The organism is Streptomyces sp. NPDC002851, from assembly GCF_053591935.1.
Map to the genome: position 1 here is coordinate 34,900 of NZ_JBSFUT010000045.1, position 18,028 is coordinate 52,927.

Here is an 18,028-nt window from a genome sequence, read left to right on the forward strand (position 1 = left end):
GCTAACCCTCACAGGTGCACATGAGCGGAGTCCGGCCTGCCATGAACTCCCCTCAAATCGGGACGTTGTTGAGACATAACGTCGGTGCGCGGCCGAGTTGCCGGGACGATATTCTCTCCCTCGTAGAGAGGCATTTCGAGGAGGAGCTAAGTGCGTTTGAAGCTGACCGTAGTTGACCCCTATACAAACGCCAGCAAAGACCTCGTCCTCGATGCCGACCCGGAGACCCGTATCGACGCCGTCGCCCGGGAGTTGGCGGCCCGGGTGCGGGGTGGCGTCGCGCCCGCCGGGCAGCCGGGGCCGGTGCTCTATGTCGACAACTACCAAGTGGACCCCAACCACACCGTCACCACCTCCCCGCTGCGCGACGGCGCGGTGGTGAGCCTGGACGATCCGTCCGGCTCACTGCCCGGCGAGCAGTCCGGTGTCATCGAGGTCCGGGTGGCCAGCGGGCCCGACGCCGGTGCCGTGTACCGGCTCGGCATCGGCCGGTACGACATAGGCTCGGGCCAGGGCTGCCAACTGATCATCAACGACCCGGAGTTGCCCCAGCGCGCGCTGACGCTCTACGTGGTCGCCGCGAACGACCTCCGCCTGTCCGTCGTGCACGGCAGCATGCAGGGCGGCGGACCGGGTGCGGCGCCCGGGGGCAAGCAGTCCGAGCTCGAGGTGCGCGTCGACGGCAAGCCGCTCGAAGGGCAGCAGCTGCGCGTCGGCTCCCAGCTCACCATCGGCAACACCGTGCTCGACGTGGCCCATTACACGCCCCCGGACGCGGCCCTGAAGTGGTCCGACGACGGCTCCGGGCTCGACTACAACCGCCCGCCGCGGCTGCGCCCGCCGGAGCGCACCACCAGGTTCCGGCTGCCGGCGCCCCCGAAGGAGTACGAGGCCCGGCCGCTGCCCTGGCTGATGGCACTGTCCCCGCTCGCCATGGCCGTCACCATGGCGTTGGTGATGGGGCGCATGACGTACCTGCTGATCGCGGTCTTCAGCCCGGTGATCATGCTCGCCAACTACTTCTGGGACAAGAAGCACGGTCGCAAGTCCCACGCCAAGCAGGTCCAGGAGTACGAGGAGCACAAGGCCCGGATCGAGCGCGACGCGCAGGAGGCGCTGGTCCTGGAGCGCGGCGACCGCAACCTCGACCACCCGGACCCCGGCACCATCTGGGCCAACGCCACCGGCCCCCGCACCCGGCTGTGGGAGCGCCGCCGCAGCGACGCCGACCACCTGCTCCTTCGGGTGGGCACCGGCCGACTGCCCTCCGCCGTCGTCCTCGACGACCCCGAGCAGGACGACCACCGCCGCCAGGTCACCTGGGACATCGCCGACACCCCCGTCACCCTGCACCTGGGCCAGCTCGGCGTGATCGGCTTCGCGGGTCCCGACGACACCGCGCGCAGCCTGGCGCGGTGGTCGGTGACGCAGGCGGCCGCCCTGCACAGCCCGCTCGACGTGCAGTTCTACGTACTCACCGAGGCGCACGCGCAGGCCGGTTGGGACTGGGTCCGCTGGCTGCCGCACGCCCGCCCGACGGCGCAGGACGCCAACGTCCTCATCGGGAACGACGCCGAGACCGTGGGCGCCCGTATCGGTGAACTCACCCAGATCCTCGAGGCCAGACAGAAGGCCGCCCAGGAGAACCGCGGCCAGGCGGGCTTCTCCGACCCCGACATCGTCGTCGTCTGGGACGGCTCGCGCCGACTGCGCTCGATGCCCGGCGTCGTACGGCTGCTCCAGGAAGGCCCGGCCGTATCGATGTACGCGATATGCCTGGACGAGGAGGAGCGCTTCCTGCCGGGTGAGTGCAAGGGCATCGTGATCGCGGAGCCGCGCAACTCCCGGCACGCCGCGCACGAGAAGCAGGCCGGCGGCGGCGCGACCGACGCGATGGAGGTGCTGCGCCAGGCCGCCGAGGAAGAGCGGCGGCGGAAGGCGGAGGCCGAGTCCGGCGGGAAGCGCCGCAAGAAGAAGGGGAAGAAGAAGGCCCAGCCCGCCTCGTCGGCGATGACCAACACCGCCGCCGTGATGCTCGCTTTCGACAACCAGGGCGGCGCCCCCGCGCCCGCGGCCCCGGCGGCCGCGGAGCAGATCGACCCCTCCGTGCTGCGCCTTCGCGTGCAGGAGGCGGGCAAGTCCAAGGTCCTGGGCGTACGGCCCGACTTCGTCTCACCGGCCTGGTGCGCCCGGGTGGCCCGGGCACTCGCCCCGCTGCGCGACATCAGCGGCGAGGCGACGGACAGCGCGCTGCCGGACGCCAGCCGGCTCCTCGACGTCATCGGGATGGAGCCGCCGACGGCCGGTGCGGTGGTCGGCCGCTGGCAGACCGGCGGGCAGTCCACGCTCGCGCTGGTCGGTGAGTCGTACGACGGGCCGTTCGGCATCGACATCCGCAAGGACGGGCCGCACGGCCTCATCGCGGGTACGACGGGTTCCGGCAAGTCCGAGCTGCTCCAGACGATCGTCGCCGCGCTCGCGGTGGCGAACACGCCGGAGAACATGACCTTCGTGCTCGTCGACTACAAGGGCGGCAGCGCGTTCAAGGACTGCGTCCACCTGCCGCACACCGTCGGCATGGTCACCGACCTCGACGCCCACCTCGTCGAGCGCGCCCTCGAGTCGCTCGGCGCCGAGCTGCACCGCCGCGAGCACATCCTGGCCCAGGTCGGGGCGAAGGACATCGAGGACTACCAGGACCTGGTGCGCCGTAACCCGGGGATGGCGCCGCTGCCCCGACTGCTGCTCGTCATCGACGAGTTCGCGTCCATGGTCCGCGACATGCCGGACTTCGTCACCGGTCTCGTCAACATCGCCCAGCGCGGTCGTTCCCTCGGCATCCACCTGATGCTGGCCACCCAGCGACCGTCCGGCGTGGTCTCGCCGGAGATCCGGGCCAACACCAACCTCCGTATCGCCCTGCGGGTCACCGACGGCGGCGAGTCGACGGACGTCATCGACTCGCCCGAGGCCGGCAACATCTCCAAGAACAACCCCGGCCGCGCCTACGTGCGCACCGGCGCCGCCTCCCTCATCCCCTTCCAGTCCGGCCGCGTCGGCGGCCGCCGCCCCGGCACCGTGGACCCGGCGACCTTCGCCCCGTGGACCGGGGAGTTGGACTGGGCCGACCTGGGCCGCCAGGCGCTGGCGAAGCCCGCGGCGGCGAAGAGCGAGGAAGAGGAGATCACCGACCTGAAGGTCCTGGTCGACGCCATCCGGGAGGCCAACGCGCACCTGCAGATCCCACAGCAGCACAGCCCGTGGCTGCCGGCCCTCGCGGAGACCGTGCTGCCGGAGGACCTGCCGCCGGTGCAGGGACAGGGCGCGCTGCCCCCGGCGCCGTACGGCATCGAGGACCTGCCGTCGAGCCAGTCCCGCCGCGCGGCGGCGATCGACTTCGCCACCTTCGGTCACCTGCTCGTCGCGGGTGCGCCGCGCAGCGGCCGCTCCCAGGTGCTTCGTACGATCGCGGGCTCCCTGGCCCGCACCCTTTCCTGCGCCGACGTCCACCTGTACGGCATCGACTGCGGCAACGGCGCGCTGAACGCGCTGACCAAGCTGCCGCACTGCGGCGCGGTCGTGGGCCGTAACCAGAGCGAGCGGGCCGTCCGCCTGGTCCGCCGCCTTTCGGCGGAGGCGAGCAGGCGGCAGGAGCGGCTCGCGGAGCACGGCTTCGCGGACATCGGCGAGCAGCGCGCCGGGACGCCCCCGGAGCAGCGGCTGCCGCACATCGTGCTGCTGCTCGACCGCTGGGAGGGCTGGGTCACCTCGCTGGGCGAGCTGGAACACGGCGAGCTGACCGACGAGTTGCTGACCCTGATGCGCGAGGGCGCGAGCGTCGGCATCCACTTGGTGATCACGGGTGACCGGCAGCTCCTCACCGGCCGGATCTCCTCGCTGACGGAGGACAAGCTCGCCCTGCGCCTCGCGGACCGCAGCGACTTCTCGATGATCGGCCTCAACAGCCGCAAGGTGCCGGACGAGATCGCACCGGGCCGCGCCTTCCGCAACGAGGCCGGTACGGAGATCCAGTTCGCGCTGCTGAGCGACGACGCCACCGGCCAGGGCCAGAACGCGGCCCTCGTGGCGATCGGCGAAGGGGCGGCCCACCGCGACGCGGCGGTGCCGCGGGCCATGCGGCCGTTCCGGGTGGACTCGCTGCCCAGCCGCATCACCTTCGACCAGGCGTGGCAGCACATCGACCCGGCGGCGTCCGCCTCGCCGCTGTGGGGCCTGGTCGGCGTCGGCGGCGACGACCTGACGGCCTTCGGACCGGACCTGGCCCAGGGCTTGCCGGGCTTCGTGATCGCGGGCCCGGCCAAGTCCGGCCGCTCGACGGTCCTGATGAACCTGGCGCGTACGTTCGTGGGCCGCGGCGCCCGCCTCGTCGTCTGCGCCCCGCGGACCTCTCCGCTGCGCGAACTGAGCGGTTTTCAGGGTGTCCTTGCGGTCTTCACGGGCAGCGACATCGAGGAGGACGAGCTGAAGGAGGCCGTGGCGACGGCATCCCCGCAGCAGCCGATCGTCATCCTGATCGACGACGGCGAGGCGCTCGAGGACTGCGACGCGGAGGACGAGTTCAAGAGGCTGATGTCGACGGGCGCCGAGCGCGGTATCGGCATCGTCATCGCCGGCGACGAGGACGACGTCTGCTCGGGCTTCAGTGGCTGGCAGGTCGACATCAAGAAGGCCAAGCGCGGCCTGCTCCTCTCCCCGCAGGACACGTCGAGCGGCGACCTGATCGGCATCCGCCTGACCCGCAGCTCGGTGGGCGGCCCGGTCACCCCGGGCAAGGGGCTGCTGCATCTGGGGAATGGGGAGCCGTTCACGGTGACTGTGCCGGCGGGATAAGGACGCTCGATCGAGCTTTACGCCTGCCGGCCCCGGAGTGTGTGGGCCGGCAGGCGTACTTTCCAATGAAACTCCACGGGGGCAATACATGAGCAACCTGATCGTTTCCTACGACGAGCTGTACGCGATCAAGAAGAACTTCGGCACCCTCCAAAGGGAATTCGAGTCCTGTGCGTCCAACCAGGATTCGATGGCGGAAGCGTACGGGAATGGGTCCATCAAATCCGCGATGGAAGAGTTCGCCGACAGCTGGGACGAGTACCGCAAAGATCTCATGAAGCAGATGGGTGACGTGGAGAAGCGGGTAAAAGCAGCTATCAAGGCATTCAAGGAAGCCGACGGCGAAAAGGAATAGGCTCTCGTGGCTAAGCGTCCGACGGATTGGACTCCGCTCGCTCCCAACGACCCGACTCCGGGTGACCCTGACGACATCAGGGCTGAGGCTCGCCGACTCGATGAGGTCGGGAGGACCATCAGGGAGCAGTCGAGGAGACTCCGTGAAGTAGGGAAGGGCGAAAACCTCAAGGGGAAGTACGCCGACAAGCTCAAGGAAGGCGCGGACGACCTCGCGGGAAAGCTCGCCAAGGCCGAGGGTAGATACGACAAGGTAGGCAGCCTGCTCCGGCAATGGGCAAATGAACTGGAGTATGCCCAGACCGAGACGAGCAAGGCTCGCACCCAAGCCATGGCGGACGAGAAGGACGAGGAGGCGCTGAAGGAAGCCCGGACTCGGATGAACGAGGCCGTGGCCCACTTTTCGACCGAAGGCTACAGAATCGCCGGGCAAATCCGGGATGCTCTCGACGACGCGGTCGAGGACAGCGCGTGGGACGACATTTCCGGCTTCGTCGAGGACCACGCCGACATCCTCAAGAAGCTCGGCGACCTGCTGAGCCAGCTGACCACGCTCCTGGGCACGCTGGCGATCCTCACGCTCCCCTTCCCGCCTCTCGCGGCGATCTTCGGCACGGCGGCCCTCATCACGGGCGCGGCCACACTGGCGGCGCACGGCCTCGCCAAGGCCGGTGGCGCGGACGTGAGTTGGGCGACCATTGGGCTGGATGCGGTGGGGCTACTGCCGGGGATTGGGTTGTTCGGCAAGGGGGCCAAGGTGATCGCTTCGTCCCGGAAGGGAGCCGACGCCATGGCCAAAGCCCTCGGCGCGGGCTTCAAGGCGGAGAAGTTGAAGGACGGCTCAACCAAGCTGCTTGCCTTCGGGAAGGCCTCGAAGCAGGTCGAAGGCGGTTTGGGCATGGCTGGTCTGGTGAAGATAGGCGGCAAGTCCGACGACATGTACCAGCTCGTACACAAGGGCGGCCTCATGTCCCGCATGGGCGGCGTCGCCCAAGCCGGATATATGGAGGGTCAGTTCCTCGGTTCCAAGGGGCTCAACATGATCCCGGGGGTCAACATCAACCCCCTGGGCGCGGGAATCGCCATCGACGCCGGAGTAAAGGTCGGTCTCAAGGCCGTGGGAGAGGCCATGTCTCCAGGCGATACGTTCCAGCAGTCGGCCGCGGCTCGCTGAGCGTCCCACCGCACTCAATGAATTCAGGCTTCGAGCCCCATTCAGGAAGGCGCATACGCATATGAGTATCTGGCAGCCCGAACCGGGTGAGACCCTGCTTGCCCGAAAGCCGGTCCAGTTCGCCACGGGCGCCGCGATGACCGTCAGGGGCATGCGTTGGTTCCGTGACACCGAACGCCGTGACATCCAGAGCGAACTGGCGGGCTGGCCCGAAGGCCCGCACTACACCGCCCGCACCCGTGGGAACGCGGCCGGCCGCAGCACCCTCAAAGGCGCGCTCGTAGGGCTGGGCGTGGTCGTGGCCGGGATCTTGACCTCGCAGGGAGGAAGCCCTGGCGGTAGCGGTTATCGAGATCCTGCCGACCCGGATGCCGGCGCGGACAAATCCCAGGACCGACCCGACGAGGTCGAGGATTTCCCCGTGATGTGGGCGGCGCCCGGTGCCGTTGCCCGCACCCTGCCCTGGCAGTTGGATCCCGGCCGTGCGGACCGGAAGCAGTACACCACCCACGCCATCGTCACCGACCGCCGCTTCGTGATCGTGGGACTGCCCGTCCACGACGACACAACGACCATTGAAGACCAGGTGCTCTGGGAGATTCCGCGCTCCGCGATTGCGGCGGTCGAGCGCCGGAACTTCAAGGACGGGTCGGATATCAAGGTCGTCTTCACGGACGGCTCTTGGTGTCGCCTCGAAGTCCGCGCGCGAGCTGAGTTGACCGAATACCTCGTCGGACCTCTCGCCCTGCTCCCGATGGAATCGCTCCCGGCGGCGCATCAGAGCACCGCCCGGGCCTTTTTGGCGGAACAGTCGCCGGACTCCGGACCTCCGGTCATCACGCGGAACCCATGTGGGTGCTACCGAATTGCAGTGGCGGACCCGACACCTACCTCCCGCTCCGGTGCCAGGGGCAATTTCACGATCATGGATGTCGAGGGTACGGAACTCGAGGGCAAGGCGTATCTCGCCCACGCGCGGCACCGCTACTCCACCACGGCCAAGGACGGCTCCGCCTCATGACGGACCTCTCCGCCGTCGGCCTACCCGTGCCGGTTCCGGCCAACGCATCCGAACCCCCGCCCATCTGGTTCGCCACCACCGACGGCTTCTACCAACTGCCGATCGCCAACACCCCCGAGGAACGTGCCGAGCGGGCCCAGCTGTTCGTGCGCGCGCTCTACTCGCGTGGCGACGAAAGCATCTGGGAGCCCGCCGCGGAGTACTACGCCGCGCTGGCCGAGGCCATGGCGAGGGGTGGGGCCTCGTACGCTGCTATGGGTCTCTTCTCCACGGCAGATGCGGACGGTGCGCTGGAGGGCACGGCGGCGGAGGACGGGCACGAACCCTCCCTCGGCGTCGCCCAATGCGCCCTCACTCTGGCCATCGTTCCTACGGAGCGGCATCCGGACGATCCGAGTAAGGCCGCCGGGAAGATTCTCGAAGCCCTCTCCCGCGACGAGCTCAACGACGTCCGTCCGCTCGATCTGCTGTGCGGCCCCGCGGTCTCCTGTATCTCGATGACCGAGTACCGGCTCAATCCGGAGATCACGGCGACCGGCGAGGAGGCCAAGCTCCTCACCGGGCAGATACAGGTCCATATCCCGTTCCCCACGGGCCCGTTCACCGCGGTGTTCACGCTCGACACCGCGTCCTTGGACTATTGGGCCGAGTTCTGCGAAGTCATGATGTCGATCCTCCGGGCGGTGTCCTTCGAGGTGCCGGTGATCGAGTTCGTGGACGGGGACGATTCCCCCGGCGCGGATGCGAAGCCGTCATGACGATCGTCAGCTGGAGCACAGCATGAGCATTGCGTATGCACTCGACTTCGCCGAAGAACCGACGGACGCCTGGATAGCCGTCCCCATCCTGGAGGGGAGAGGCGCCGACCGGCTGCGGCGGAAGTGGGCGAAGAAATACGCCGAGTTGCACTGTGCTCTCGTTGGCGATTGTCCCCGTGACAAGGCGCACAAGGTGCAGGTGAAAGAGCTGGCGCGGATGCTCGAAGGACTCTCCGAACAGTTTCCGCAGAAGATCCCCATGCAGCATCTGTTCGCGTATCTCCCGGATCTGCGCCGGGGCATCGTGCCGTTCTTCTTCTACGCGGCCCGCTGGGAAGGGGAGTTGGAAGAGGCCCTGGACACCCTGGTGCAGCGCGGTGAGCCCGGAGCCGTGCAGGCTCCCCAGATCGTGGACTTCACCACCGACAACCTCGGCAAGGGGCGGCGCTCCGTCCGCCACTTCGTGCACAAGGGCAGCCAAGTGCCCTGCGTGTCGGTCAACTACGGGTGGCGCGTCGACTCTCTTGGCATCGACCTGTCCATGCGCACCGTCAGCGACGACGTCGGCTGGGTGACCGCGAACATCGACGCGTTCGACGCATTCGCTCGCAGTTTGAAGGTGGTGCACCCGGACAATGCACCCCACCGGTGACACCGCCTGGCAGCAACCGGGTACCCGTCGTGCCTTGCGGGCTGGCCTCGCGCTGCATCTCCTTGGTGTCCCTGTCGGGCTTGCGGCAAGCGTCGCCGTGTTCTTCTTCCTCTTGCCCAGCCCGATATGGTTGATCTGGTTTCTGGGCTTGATGCACGTCATCGCCGGAATCTACGGAGTCTGCGTCCTTCAAGTCCCCCGAGTCAGGCGGATGTTCTGGCTGCGCCGGATCCTGCGCACCTATCCGTGGCAGGTCTATGAGAGGGGCCTTCCGCACTCGACCGGCCAGCGCCATTCCGCCCATCGTGGAATGTCCTGGTTCAAGGTTCCGGATCCGGACAACCCGGATTCCTGGGTTTCGGTCTACCTGGACCGAAGTCGGCGCACCCGCTGGTGGCTTGAGCGGATGTCCCCGCAGGCCGGGAGGGAGGCCAAGGCGGAGATCCGGACGCTGTGGTTCGCCGGGGATCCGCGTTTCCGCGCCATCATCGCGGTACCGGGCAAGCGCGGACCGCAGCGCATGCTGGAGGTCCCACGCGCGGCAGCACGGGGCGCCAGCATTGAGCAGCCTGGCCCGGCCTCTGCCGAAGCGCTGAGACGGGCCGTCAAGGCAGGTGCGCCCCTGTCGGAACTCGCCCGCCCGGCCGAGACGTCGGACCGTACCCCGTTGGTGCGAGCTCCCGCACCGCCACCGGGCCCGGCCATGTCCTATCCGGCCACGCGTCGCTCGATGCGGCTGCTGTTGATACGAGGTGCAGCCGTTCTGGTCGTCGCGCCGATTCCCTTCCTCTGGCTCCTCACGCTAGGGCCCTACAGCTTCGCCGGGGGCAAGGGCCTTGGCATGCTGTTGCTCGTCACCGTGATCCCGGCCTTCCAGCGTTTGCGGACCCGCTTCAAGCTGCGTAGGAACGTGCGGGGCGACGGTCAGCCTTGGCGCACGCTCGATGTCGAGATACGGCACCGTGGGCGTGCTCTCGTGCTGGTCACCGGCAGCGAGGCCCTGCGCACGCAGCTCGCTCTGCGCCGACCACCGGCTGGGCGGGCGCAGGTCTGGTTCGCGGGCCATATCCATGGCGACGGCGTGGTGTCGCTGCGTGCCGACGGTGCCGTCGTCCCCGTGCGCTGCGTGGAGAAAGGACGCGCCGACGCGGCACCCGCGAAGCCGAAAGCCGCGGCAAGCGGGGGGCGGCCGCGTACCCGTCGATGGGGGCGCGTCGGCTGACCGCGCGAGGAACAGGGCTGGCGTCAGTTCTCACCGCGGCACCAGCGCAGGGCCATGGCACCGGTGGATGCGGTCGTTGCCTCTGCTGGACGGCGCCCTGCCCACCCCAGCGAGGTGAGCAAGGGCGGGCCCAGCCTGGAAGTTGATGCATCTGGCGCGGCCGTTGATGCACGCGGCTACGGTGTCGAGACATGACTGGAAACCAGGAGTGGGCTCCTGTCCCGGAGAAGGTGCCCCGCGGGTCGATGGGTTTGTGCCATCTGACGGTGTTTCATCCGCCGTTCGGTATCGATGCCCGCACCCTGCCCGCCCATGACCCGGAGCTGGCCCGCGAGTTCGTCGAGTCGTTCGAAGACGTGGAAGAGGTGCTTGAAGACCTCGGGCCCCGGTCCGTCCTTGACCCGCTGCCTTCTGAAACGCGCGCGGATCTGGACGTCGTCCATGCCGCCGCGTGGGGAAGCATGCTGGGGATCGCGAATCCGGCGTTCGCGAGCGACGGCAACGACACACCGCTGCTGAGCGACGCCGAGCGGCTGCGCGAGCGGTTCCCGGACGCGCGGATCGTGGGAAGGGTCAACTTCTACGGCGGCGCGGAGCACACCGAGGATCTGGTGCTGATGCCGGACGGCGCGATGTTCCACGCCTCCGGCTGGCCGGAGGATGAACCCTTCGTCGTCACCGGCGACCCCCAGGCCGTGATCGCCTCGCTGGGGTTGCCTGGCTGGATGCTCGACAACGTCGGCGTGGATCTGCGGGAGAAGGCCAACGAGGTGGCGTGGGCCTCCCTGGCCGGGCTCGCTCTGGGGGCGTCGGATCCGTGGGGGTGGGAGGAGATGCAGGCGACGGCGTTCCGTGTGCGGCACTCTGAGTCCGCCGTGCGGTCGCTGGAGTATCTGTACTTCATTTGAGGGTGACGGGGGTTGGCTCTCCCCGGATACGCCCTCCGGATACGCCCTCCGGATACCCCACGGTTACCCCCGAACTTCCGCCTGAAATATGGCTAGTTGGCAAGTCGGCAGTGTCCAATTCCCTCCTTACGCGGCGAGTTGAGGTCCATGGTGAGCGGGCGACGCGTACACGTCACGAGGGCTGCGCGCCGCCCACCACCTAGGCCCTCCCCTCACCCACCCCGACCCTGACACATCGCGGGCGGCCCTAAGCCGACCCCGGTTTGGGGCTCGCCGACGGTTTGGGGCCCGCCCCGGTGAAGAAGTGTTGTTGCCCCGGCGGGGTTCCCGTGGTCTCATGATCGTTTTGTTGTCGAGATCATGACGAGGGGGAGCCGTGGTATCGGCCCCAAGATTGTCCCGGCGGCTGCTGGCAGTGGCCCTGTCCATCGCGACGCTGGCGGGAGTTGCGGCCTGTGGGCCTCAGGAAGGCGGCACGGCCGGTACCGACGGCAAAGGTGCCACGGGCCGGGAGCCGCGCGGCGGCACGAAGGCCATTGAGGCCGCCGGTGCGGTGCCGCGGGCGCAGGACGGCGGGTCGATCAAGTTCGAGTTCGAGCAGGGCTGTCAGAAGGTCAAGGCGGCCCTCGAACGGTTCCTGGACAAGGGCCTGGACAGCATCGGGTGCTGGGAGAGCGTCAAGTCTCCCGAGCCCGTGGGGCAGAAGGCCGAGGAGATCTCCACCCGGGCCGGCGAGCAGTGCCAGGCCCAGCCCGGCAGGTGGTGGTACACCCGCAAACAGGGCTGCGGCAAGGTGACGCTGACGTACACCGTGATCGATCTGCGTACCAAGAGGCCCACGGGGCGGGCGGTGTTCACGGCGGAGCAGGAGTTCAAGCTCAGCTCCGCCACGGGGCGGATACGCACCAAGAACAGCCTGCGTCTCGACGCGGCCACCGGCACGGCCAAGGGACTCCGGGCCGCCTGGACCACGTCCTGCACCGGTGGCGCTTGCGGGAGCAGCTCCGCGTGGGCGGGGAAGCGGCCGATACGGGTGCGTCAGGAACTGCGGGGATCGACCGCGCACACGTGGAAGGCCGGCACGGCGGTGCAGAGTTTCGGCACGAAGACCACGGTCGCCGTCGTCGGGACGGGCCAGGTCCTGATCGCCCCGGCCTGGTTCAGGCCGTCGATGAAGATCCGTTGCGACAAGACCTTCAACTCGGACAGGTCGCCGGACGGCAAGAGCCGCGGCTGTGTGTTCCCTTCGCAGGCGCCGGTCCTGAAACTGCGGCTGAGCCACGAGGGGCACGCGAACGTCGCTTGGTCGATGAACAACCTCAAGGGCCACTGGGGTTGGTACGGGCGCGGGAAGCCGCTGCACCGGGAGGCCAGTGAGTCGGTGCGGAAGAAGAACCGCGGCAAGATCTGTGACAGCACCTTTAAGCCGGATCCGCAGGTTCCGGATGATTCCTGTGACGAGTTCCCGTTCGCCGCGACCAAGGAGAGCGGCGGCCGGGTCGGGCTGCGCGGCAAGGACTGCGCGGAGATCCGGCCCGAGAAGAAGAACGGGAAGTGGCTCATCCATTACGTCAACAACGTGACCCCGTCGAGCCGTTGCACCATCGGGCACGTACCCAACAAACCCAATGGCTCGGTGGGCGGCTCGCTCTCCCTCTTCCACCGGAACCAGCGCGTCCTCGACGGCGAGAAGTACTGGATCAGCGTGCGCTGAGTAACGCGCGACCGGGCGTCCCGCCGGTGCGGCCCGCCATGGCGTCGGCGGTCGCACCGGCTATCGGCGGCCGCACCGGCCACCAGGCATCGGCCCGCTAGCCACCGGCCGCCAGCCACCGGCCATCAGGCGTCGTAGTCGATTGCCGGCAGTTCGGCGAGGAGTCCGGCGTGCACGTCGGCAGCGGTCAGCGTGACGCCGGTGTACTCGTGGAGCAGCGCCAGGGCCGTGTACTGCGGCAGCTCGCCGTGGACTCCGTCACCGAGGAATCCGACCCTGCGCATCGGCTCCAAGAGCCGGTCGGGGTCCTCGCCCCGCTGTTCGTGCCGCCACTCGGGGTGGCTGGCGTCGAACGTCGTGATCAGCGTGCCATCCACCCAGTGCTCGACATATCCGAGCGCGTTCCCGTTGTGCCAGCAGGCGATGAGCCGGGTTTCCCGGGAGGCGGCGACACGGGCCTCTTCGTTGAACGCCCAGAGGCTCTGCGGCTCGAGAGCCCAGGCCCAGTTGCCGACGACCCCGGCGTGAACGGCGCCGTAGTCGTCGTAGTGCTCCGCCGCCTCCTCCAGGAACTCCTCGATGTCGTCGGTGTCCTCCGGCTGCCGGACGCTGTCCGGAGGACAGCCAAGGCGGGAAAGCAGCTCTCGGGCCGACAGGCCCTCCACCAGCGTCAGGCTGTGGCAATCATGGAACTTGGCGATCCACGCCAGCGGATTGCTGCCCGGCACGTTTCCCCCACATGGTTCGGCTAGTCGGACGGAAGCAACATCACGAACCCTACGCGCGGCGCATCCGGCCGTCATACGGGGGACAGCAGCGGGCCACGCTCCACCAGCGGTGGTTCCGTGTTGAGCGCACCGCAGATGCCGTCGTGGCGATGGACGACACATGGTTCGAGCGGTAACGGTCCGACAGCAAGGTCCAGTTGAGTGTTGGACCACTCCAGTCGAACGGGACGTATCTGCTCGACTTCCCTCAGGAAGAGGAAGAGCCGCAGCGTCAGACACCGGCGGATGCCGGTCACGTATCCTGGGCCCGGCTGCGCAATGACGGGTCGTCACACCCCGGTGGGGGGCGCGACGGCCCTTTCTTGCGCCCGGGCGACGAGGAGGGGGGCCTCTTGACCAGGGCCGTTGGGCTGGAGCACAAGCTCGCCCAGAGTCTTTACGTGATCGCTGTCCAGGACGCCGGGTGGACACCGGCGACCGTGTGCCGACGGCTGGGGTGGAACAGTGAGGAGTACGCGGCGGCCGTGCAGGCGTTGTCCGAACTCGGCCTCCTTGTGCGGACCACCGCGACCCCGAGCGGCTGGGCCTGTGTGTCGTCCGAGTCCGCGCTCGACCACCTGCTGGCCGCCGACGCCCGCCGGGTCAGCGAGCTCATCGAGCAGAGCACCCGCACCCGCGAGGCCATGAAGCGGATGCTGACCGACTTCCACCCCATCCACGCCCAGCGTCTCTCCGGCACCCAGGCCCAGCTCGTCGAGGGCACGGCCAATATCGCGGCCGCCCTGGAGGACGCCGCCCAGCAGGCTCACGAGGAAGTCGTCTCGCTGCACCCGGGGCGCGGGGTGCCGCGGCTCATGGTCGAGGACGGTCTGGCGCGCGACCGGCACGCGCTGCGGCGCGGCGTCGCGATGCGCACCGTCCACCTCGCCTCGTCCGCCGCGCTGCCCCATATGGTCACGTATCTACGCGAGTTGCGCAGGGCGGGCGCCCAGGTGCGCACGGCTGTGACGCTGCCGCACCGGCTGATCGTCATCGATCAGCACCTCGCGATCGCGCCTGCGACGGGCGCGGACGGGCAGCCGGCGGCCGTCGTCGTCTACGACCCGTCCCTGGTCGAGGTGTTCCGCAGCCAGTTCGAGTACGCGTGGGGGCAGGCCACCGATCTGGCGGCGGGGCCCGGCACCGAGCGGGACGGGGCCCCGGAGGGCCAGCCCGACCGGCGGCAGCGGGCCGTCCTTCGGCTACTCGCCCAGGGGCTGACCGACGAGGCGGTCGGGCGTCGCCTCGGCGTCTCGGACCGCACGGTCCGCCGGATGGTCGGCGACCTGACGTCCGCGCTCGGCGCCACCAGCAGGTTCCAGGTCGCGGTCCTCGCCGAGCGGGCGGGCTGGCTCGCCCCCACGGCGGCCGACCTGGAGCAGGACGTGCGCGACGACGCCGGCGAGCAGTCCCCAGAAGGGTGAGCCGATACCGGCGACCGTCACCCCGGACGCCGTCGCGAGGAAGGTGATGACGGCGGCCTCGCGGTGACGCTCGTCGGCGACCGTACGGGCCAGGCTGCCGGAGAGCGCACCGAGCAGTGCCACCCCCGCCAGGGTCGCCACGAGCGCCTTCGGCAACCCGGTGAACAGCGCGACGAGCGTCGAACCGAAGCAGCCCACGACCAGATAGCCGACGCCGCAACTCACCCCGGCCACCCACCGCTTGGCCGGGTCCCGGTGCGCCTCAGGGCCGGTGCAGATCGCGGCCGTGATGGCCGCCGGGTTGATCGCGTGCGAGCCGAACGGCGCGAGCAGCGCCGACACCGCGCCGGTGGTCCCGCACACCACGCGCTCGTCCGGCCGGTAGCCGTCGGCCCGCAGCACGGCCATGCCCGGCGCGTACTGCCCGGCGAGCGTGGCGACGAGCAGCGGGACGCCGATGCCGATGAGCGCCCCCACCGAGAAGTGCGGCGCGGTGAGATGCGGTACGGCGAGGCCGGGGCCGGAGGCGTCGAGTCGCAGGCCGCCGCTCGCCCCGGCGACCGCGATGCCGACGGCGAGCGCGCACACCACCGCGTACGTCGGCCACAGCCGCTTGGCGAGCAGATAGCCGCACAGCATGGCGCCGGCGAGCAGCGGGGCCGAGCGCAGCGAGGTGAAGATCGCGGTGCCAAACGAGAAGAGGGTCCCGGCGAGCATCGCCGAGACCACCCCCTCGGGTATCCGGGCGAGGAGCCGGGTGAAGAGTCCCGTCGCGGTGAGCGCCGTGGCCGCGACGCCCGCCACCAGGAAGGCGCCGACGGCCTCGGCGTAGTCGTGCTGGGGCAGGGCGGTGACCAGGATGGCCGCGCCCGGCGTGGAGAACGCCGTGATCACCGGCGTACGGCTCCACCAGCTGAGCCCGACACAGGTCAGACCCGCGCCGATGGAGATCGCCCACACCCACGACGCGCTCTGCGCCGCGCTCAGGTGGGCGGCATCGGCGGCGGCCAGGACGAGGGCGAGCGGTCCCGCGTACGAGACCGCCATCGCCACGACCCCCGCGGTGACCGCGGTGACGGAGGCGGTTCGCCCGGCTCGTCCGGACATCGATCGGCCGGATCGCCCTGATCGCACGGATTAGCCCCAGATGAAAGAGAACGAAGAGACAACAGCAGGCATGGCGACACCTCCCCCGATGACGTTGTCGCGCGCCGCCGCACATGCTGCCGCACCTGACGGGGCGATGGGCCACCGGGGCCCGTCCGCTTCAGGCCGCGGCCTGGGCCGGACAGGCCCGGGGCATGACCGGAGCGGGTCATGGACGTTTCCGGACGGTCAACTTGCCTGGTCATGGCGTTTGTTGGAGTCGCAGGATCTCCGGCATGACGACGTATGCGGAACCCCGTGCGGACCTCGCCGCGCTCACCCTCGACCAGGCCGACACCGCCCGGCTCCAGGAGCTGACCCACGCAGCGGCGCAGCTGCCGGGCCCTCTGGAACAGACCCTGCAGTCCGGGGACTTCGGCGCGCTCGCCGAGCGCCTGCCGGCCCGGCTGCGCGACGCCATCACGTTCTTCCGTGACACCCCGCCGGACCACGGCCTGCTCGTGGTGCGGGGGCTGCCCGTCGGCGACATCCCGGCGACCCCCGAGGCGTACGGCTCGAACGTGCTCGGCGAGACCCACCCTTCCAGCCTGCTCGTCGCCCTGGTCGCCCATCCGCTGGGCGGGCTCATCGGCTACGAGGACGAGAAGGCCGGGGCGCTCGTGCACGACGTGTACCCGGTCTCCTCTGATGCGGCGAAGCCCCTCAACTCCGGCTCCACGCTCTTCGACTTCCACACCGAGAACGTCCACCACCCGGTGCGGCCCTCGCACCTGGGCCTGCTGTGCCTGCGCCCCGACCACGACCGGCAGGCTGCCACCATGGTCGCCTCGGTCCGCGAGGCCGAGCCGCTGCTCTCCGCCGCCGACCGCGAACTGCTGCGCACCGACCGCTACCGCAGCCGCTTCCCGCTCTCCTTCACGCGGGGCCTGGGCGAGGACGAGCGGCCGGTGACCGAGCCGCACCCGGTCCTGACGGACGGCCCGACCGGCGCCCCCGGTACAAGGGTTCGCTTCAACATGCACAACACCTTCGGCACGGACGGCGCGGCGCAGGAGGCCCTGGAGCGGCTCAACGCGGCCATGCACACGGTGCACCGGGCGGTGCGCGCCGACCGGGGCGAGATGCTCCTCGTCGACAACCGGATCGTGGTGCACGGCCGCAGCGACTTCACGCCGCGCTACGACGGCAACGACCGCTGGCTGCGCCGCTTCTACCCGTACCCGGGCGAGCTGCGCGCCGATGTCCTGGTACGGGCCGGGGGCCGGGTGCTCAGCAAGGACAGCTACGCCCGTGCATGACCTGACCCTCACCGCGGCGGTGCTGCTCTGCGTCGCCGCCGCGCTCGCGGGCTGGGTGGACGCCGTGGTCGGCGGCGGCGGGCTGCTCCAGGTGCCCGCCCTCCTGATCGCCTTCCCGCACCTGGCGCCCGCGTACGCGCTCGGCACCAACAAGGCCGTCGGCGTCGTCGGCACCTCGGCGGCGGCGGTGACGTTCGCCCGGAAGGCCCGTGTGGACGTGCGGCTCGCGGTCCGGCTCGGCTCGGTCGCGGCCCTGGCGGCGGTGGGCGGGGCGTTCTTCGCGGCCGGCGTGAACAGCGCGGTCCTTCGACCCGTGATCATGGTGCTGCTGCTCGCCGTCGCCGCGTTCGTGGTCCTGAAGCCGCAGTTCGGGCAGAAGCCTGGCGGTGCGGTGACGCGGCAGCGGGTCATCACGGCCGTCGTGGTGGTCGGCGCGGGCATCGGCTTCTACGACGGCCTGCTCGGCCCGGGCACCGGCACCTTCCTGGTGATCGGCCTGGTGGCCCTGCTCTCGATGGACATGGTCACGGCGTCGGCGACCGCGAAGGTCGTCAACGTCGGGACGAACCTGGGCGCGCTCGCGATGTTCACGTACCAGGGAACGGTGCTGTGGGTGCTCGCGCCCTTCATGGCGCTGTTCAATCTGGCGGGCGCCACGGTGGGCGCGCGCATGGCGCTCAAGCGCGGCAGCGGTTTCGTACGGGGCGTGATGCTCGTCGTCGTGACCGTGCTGGTCGGCAAGCTTGCACTCGACCAATGGGGGACGTGAGATGGGGGA

13 protein-coding genes and 1 pseudogene are annotated in these 18,028 nt (G+C 69.6%); 12 read left to right on the forward strand and 2 right to left on the reverse strand.

The window, feature by feature from the left end; genetic code table 11:
- The first annotated feature begins 150 nt into the window (after positions 1-150).
- The 9 genes from ACWD10_RS33400 (at position 151) to ACWD10_RS33440 (ending at position 12,654) form a co-directional block, all read left to right on the forward strand.
- Entirely contained in the window at positions 151-4,851 is a 4,701-nt protein-coding gene (locus ACWD10_RS33400) for an FtsK/SpoIIIE domain-containing protein (RefSeq protein ID WP_451097415.1), read from the forward strand.
- A gap of 88 nt (positions 4,852-4,939) precedes the next feature.
- Complete coding sequence (locus tag ACWD10_RS33405) at positions 4,940-5,206, forward strand: DUF6507 family protein (RefSeq protein WP_451097416.1); 267 nt, start codon at positions 4,940-4,942, stop codon at positions 5,204-5,206.
- Positions 5,207-5,212: 6 nt separating this feature from the next.
- Positions 5,213-6,379: an enoyl-CoA hydratase/isomerase family protein gene (locus ACWD10_RS33410; RefSeq protein WP_451097417.1), complete on the forward strand. Its 1,167-nt coding sequence runs from the start codon at positions 5,213-5,215 to the stop codon at positions 6,377-6,379.
- A gap of 61 nt (positions 6,380-6,440) precedes the next feature.
- A complete protein-coding gene (locus ACWD10_RS33415; RefSeq protein ID WP_451097418.1) occupies positions 6,441-7,400 on the forward strand; it encodes a hypothetical protein in 960 nt (319 codons plus the stop codon).
- The gene (locus ACWD10_RS33420; protein WP_451097419.1) at positions 7,397-8,158 is read left to right on the forward strand and encodes a hypothetical protein; all 762 of its coding nucleotides are present in this window, start codon (positions 7,397-7,399) and stop codon (positions 8,156-8,158) included. Before ACWD10_RS33415 ends, ACWD10_RS33420 begins: the two co-directional genes overlap by 4 nt.
- A gap of 22 nt (positions 8,159-8,180) precedes the next feature.
- Positions 8,181-8,810 carry a hypothetical protein gene (locus ACWD10_RS33425; protein ID WP_451097420.1) on the forward strand — a complete coding sequence of 210 codons (630 nt, stop codon included), beginning with the start codon at positions 8,181-8,183 and terminating at the stop codon, positions 8,808-8,810.
- Entirely contained in the window at positions 8,794-10,032 is a 1,239-nt protein-coding gene (locus ACWD10_RS33430) for a hypothetical protein (protein ID WP_451097421.1), read from the forward strand. The genes ACWD10_RS33425 and ACWD10_RS33430 overlap by 17 nt, the downstream gene beginning before the upstream one ends.
- Positions 10,033-10,223: 191 nt before the next feature.
- Positions 10,224-10,940: a DUF6333 family protein gene (locus tag ACWD10_RS33435; RefSeq protein WP_451097422.1), complete on the forward strand. Its 717-nt coding sequence runs from the start codon at positions 10,224-10,226 to the stop codon at positions 10,938-10,940.
- A 415-nt stretch (positions 10,941-11,355) separates the two neighbouring features.
- Positions 11,356-12,654: a NucA/NucB deoxyribonuclease domain-containing protein gene (locus ACWD10_RS33440; protein WP_451097423.1), complete on the forward strand. Its 1,299-nt coding sequence runs from the start codon at positions 11,356-11,358 to the stop codon at positions 12,652-12,654.
- A 125-nt stretch (positions 12,655-12,779) separates the two neighbouring features.
- Here the strand turns inward: ACWD10_RS33440 and ACWD10_RS33445 are convergent, their stop codons facing one another.
- Positions 12,780-13,382, reverse strand: a complete 603-nt coding sequence (locus ACWD10_RS33445; protein ID WP_451097424.1) for a DUF6461 domain-containing protein — start codon at positions 13,380-13,382, stop codon at positions 12,780-12,782.
- A 950-nt stretch (positions 13,383-14,332) separates the two neighbouring features.
- On the opposite strand from ACWD10_RS33445, the pseudogene ACWD10_RS33450 reads away from it, so the two are divergent.
- Positions 14,333-14,698: pseudogene (locus ACWD10_RS33450) on the forward strand (helix-turn-helix domain-containing protein); the annotation flags it as partial.
- Here the strand turns inward: ACWD10_RS33450 and ACWD10_RS33455 are convergent.
- The gene (locus ACWD10_RS33455) at positions 14,624-15,952 is read right to left on the reverse strand and encodes a benzoate/H(+) symporter BenE family transporter (RefSeq protein ID WP_451097425.1); all 1,329 of its coding nucleotides are present in this window, start codon (positions 15,950-15,952) and stop codon (positions 14,624-14,626) included. The pseudogene ACWD10_RS33450 and the gene ACWD10_RS33455 overlap by 75 nt on opposite strands.
- 275 nt (positions 15,953-16,227) lie before the next feature.
- Between ACWD10_RS33455 and ACWD10_RS33460 the strand changes: the two genes are divergently transcribed.
- Both ACWD10_RS33460 and ACWD10_RS33465 read left to right on the forward strand, forming a co-directional pair.
- Positions 16,228-17,250, forward strand: coding sequence for a TauD/TfdA family dioxygenase (locus ACWD10_RS33460; RefSeq protein WP_451097426.1), 1,023 nt, complete (start codon positions 16,228-16,230; stop codon positions 17,248-17,250).
- Positions 17,243-18,019, forward strand: coding sequence for a sulfite exporter TauE/SafE family protein (locus ACWD10_RS33465; RefSeq protein ID WP_451097427.1), 777 nt, complete (start codon positions 17,243-17,245; stop codon positions 18,017-18,019). The genes ACWD10_RS33460 and ACWD10_RS33465 overlap by 8 nt, the downstream gene beginning before the upstream one ends.
- The last annotated feature ends 9 nt before the right edge of the window (positions 18,020-18,028 follow it).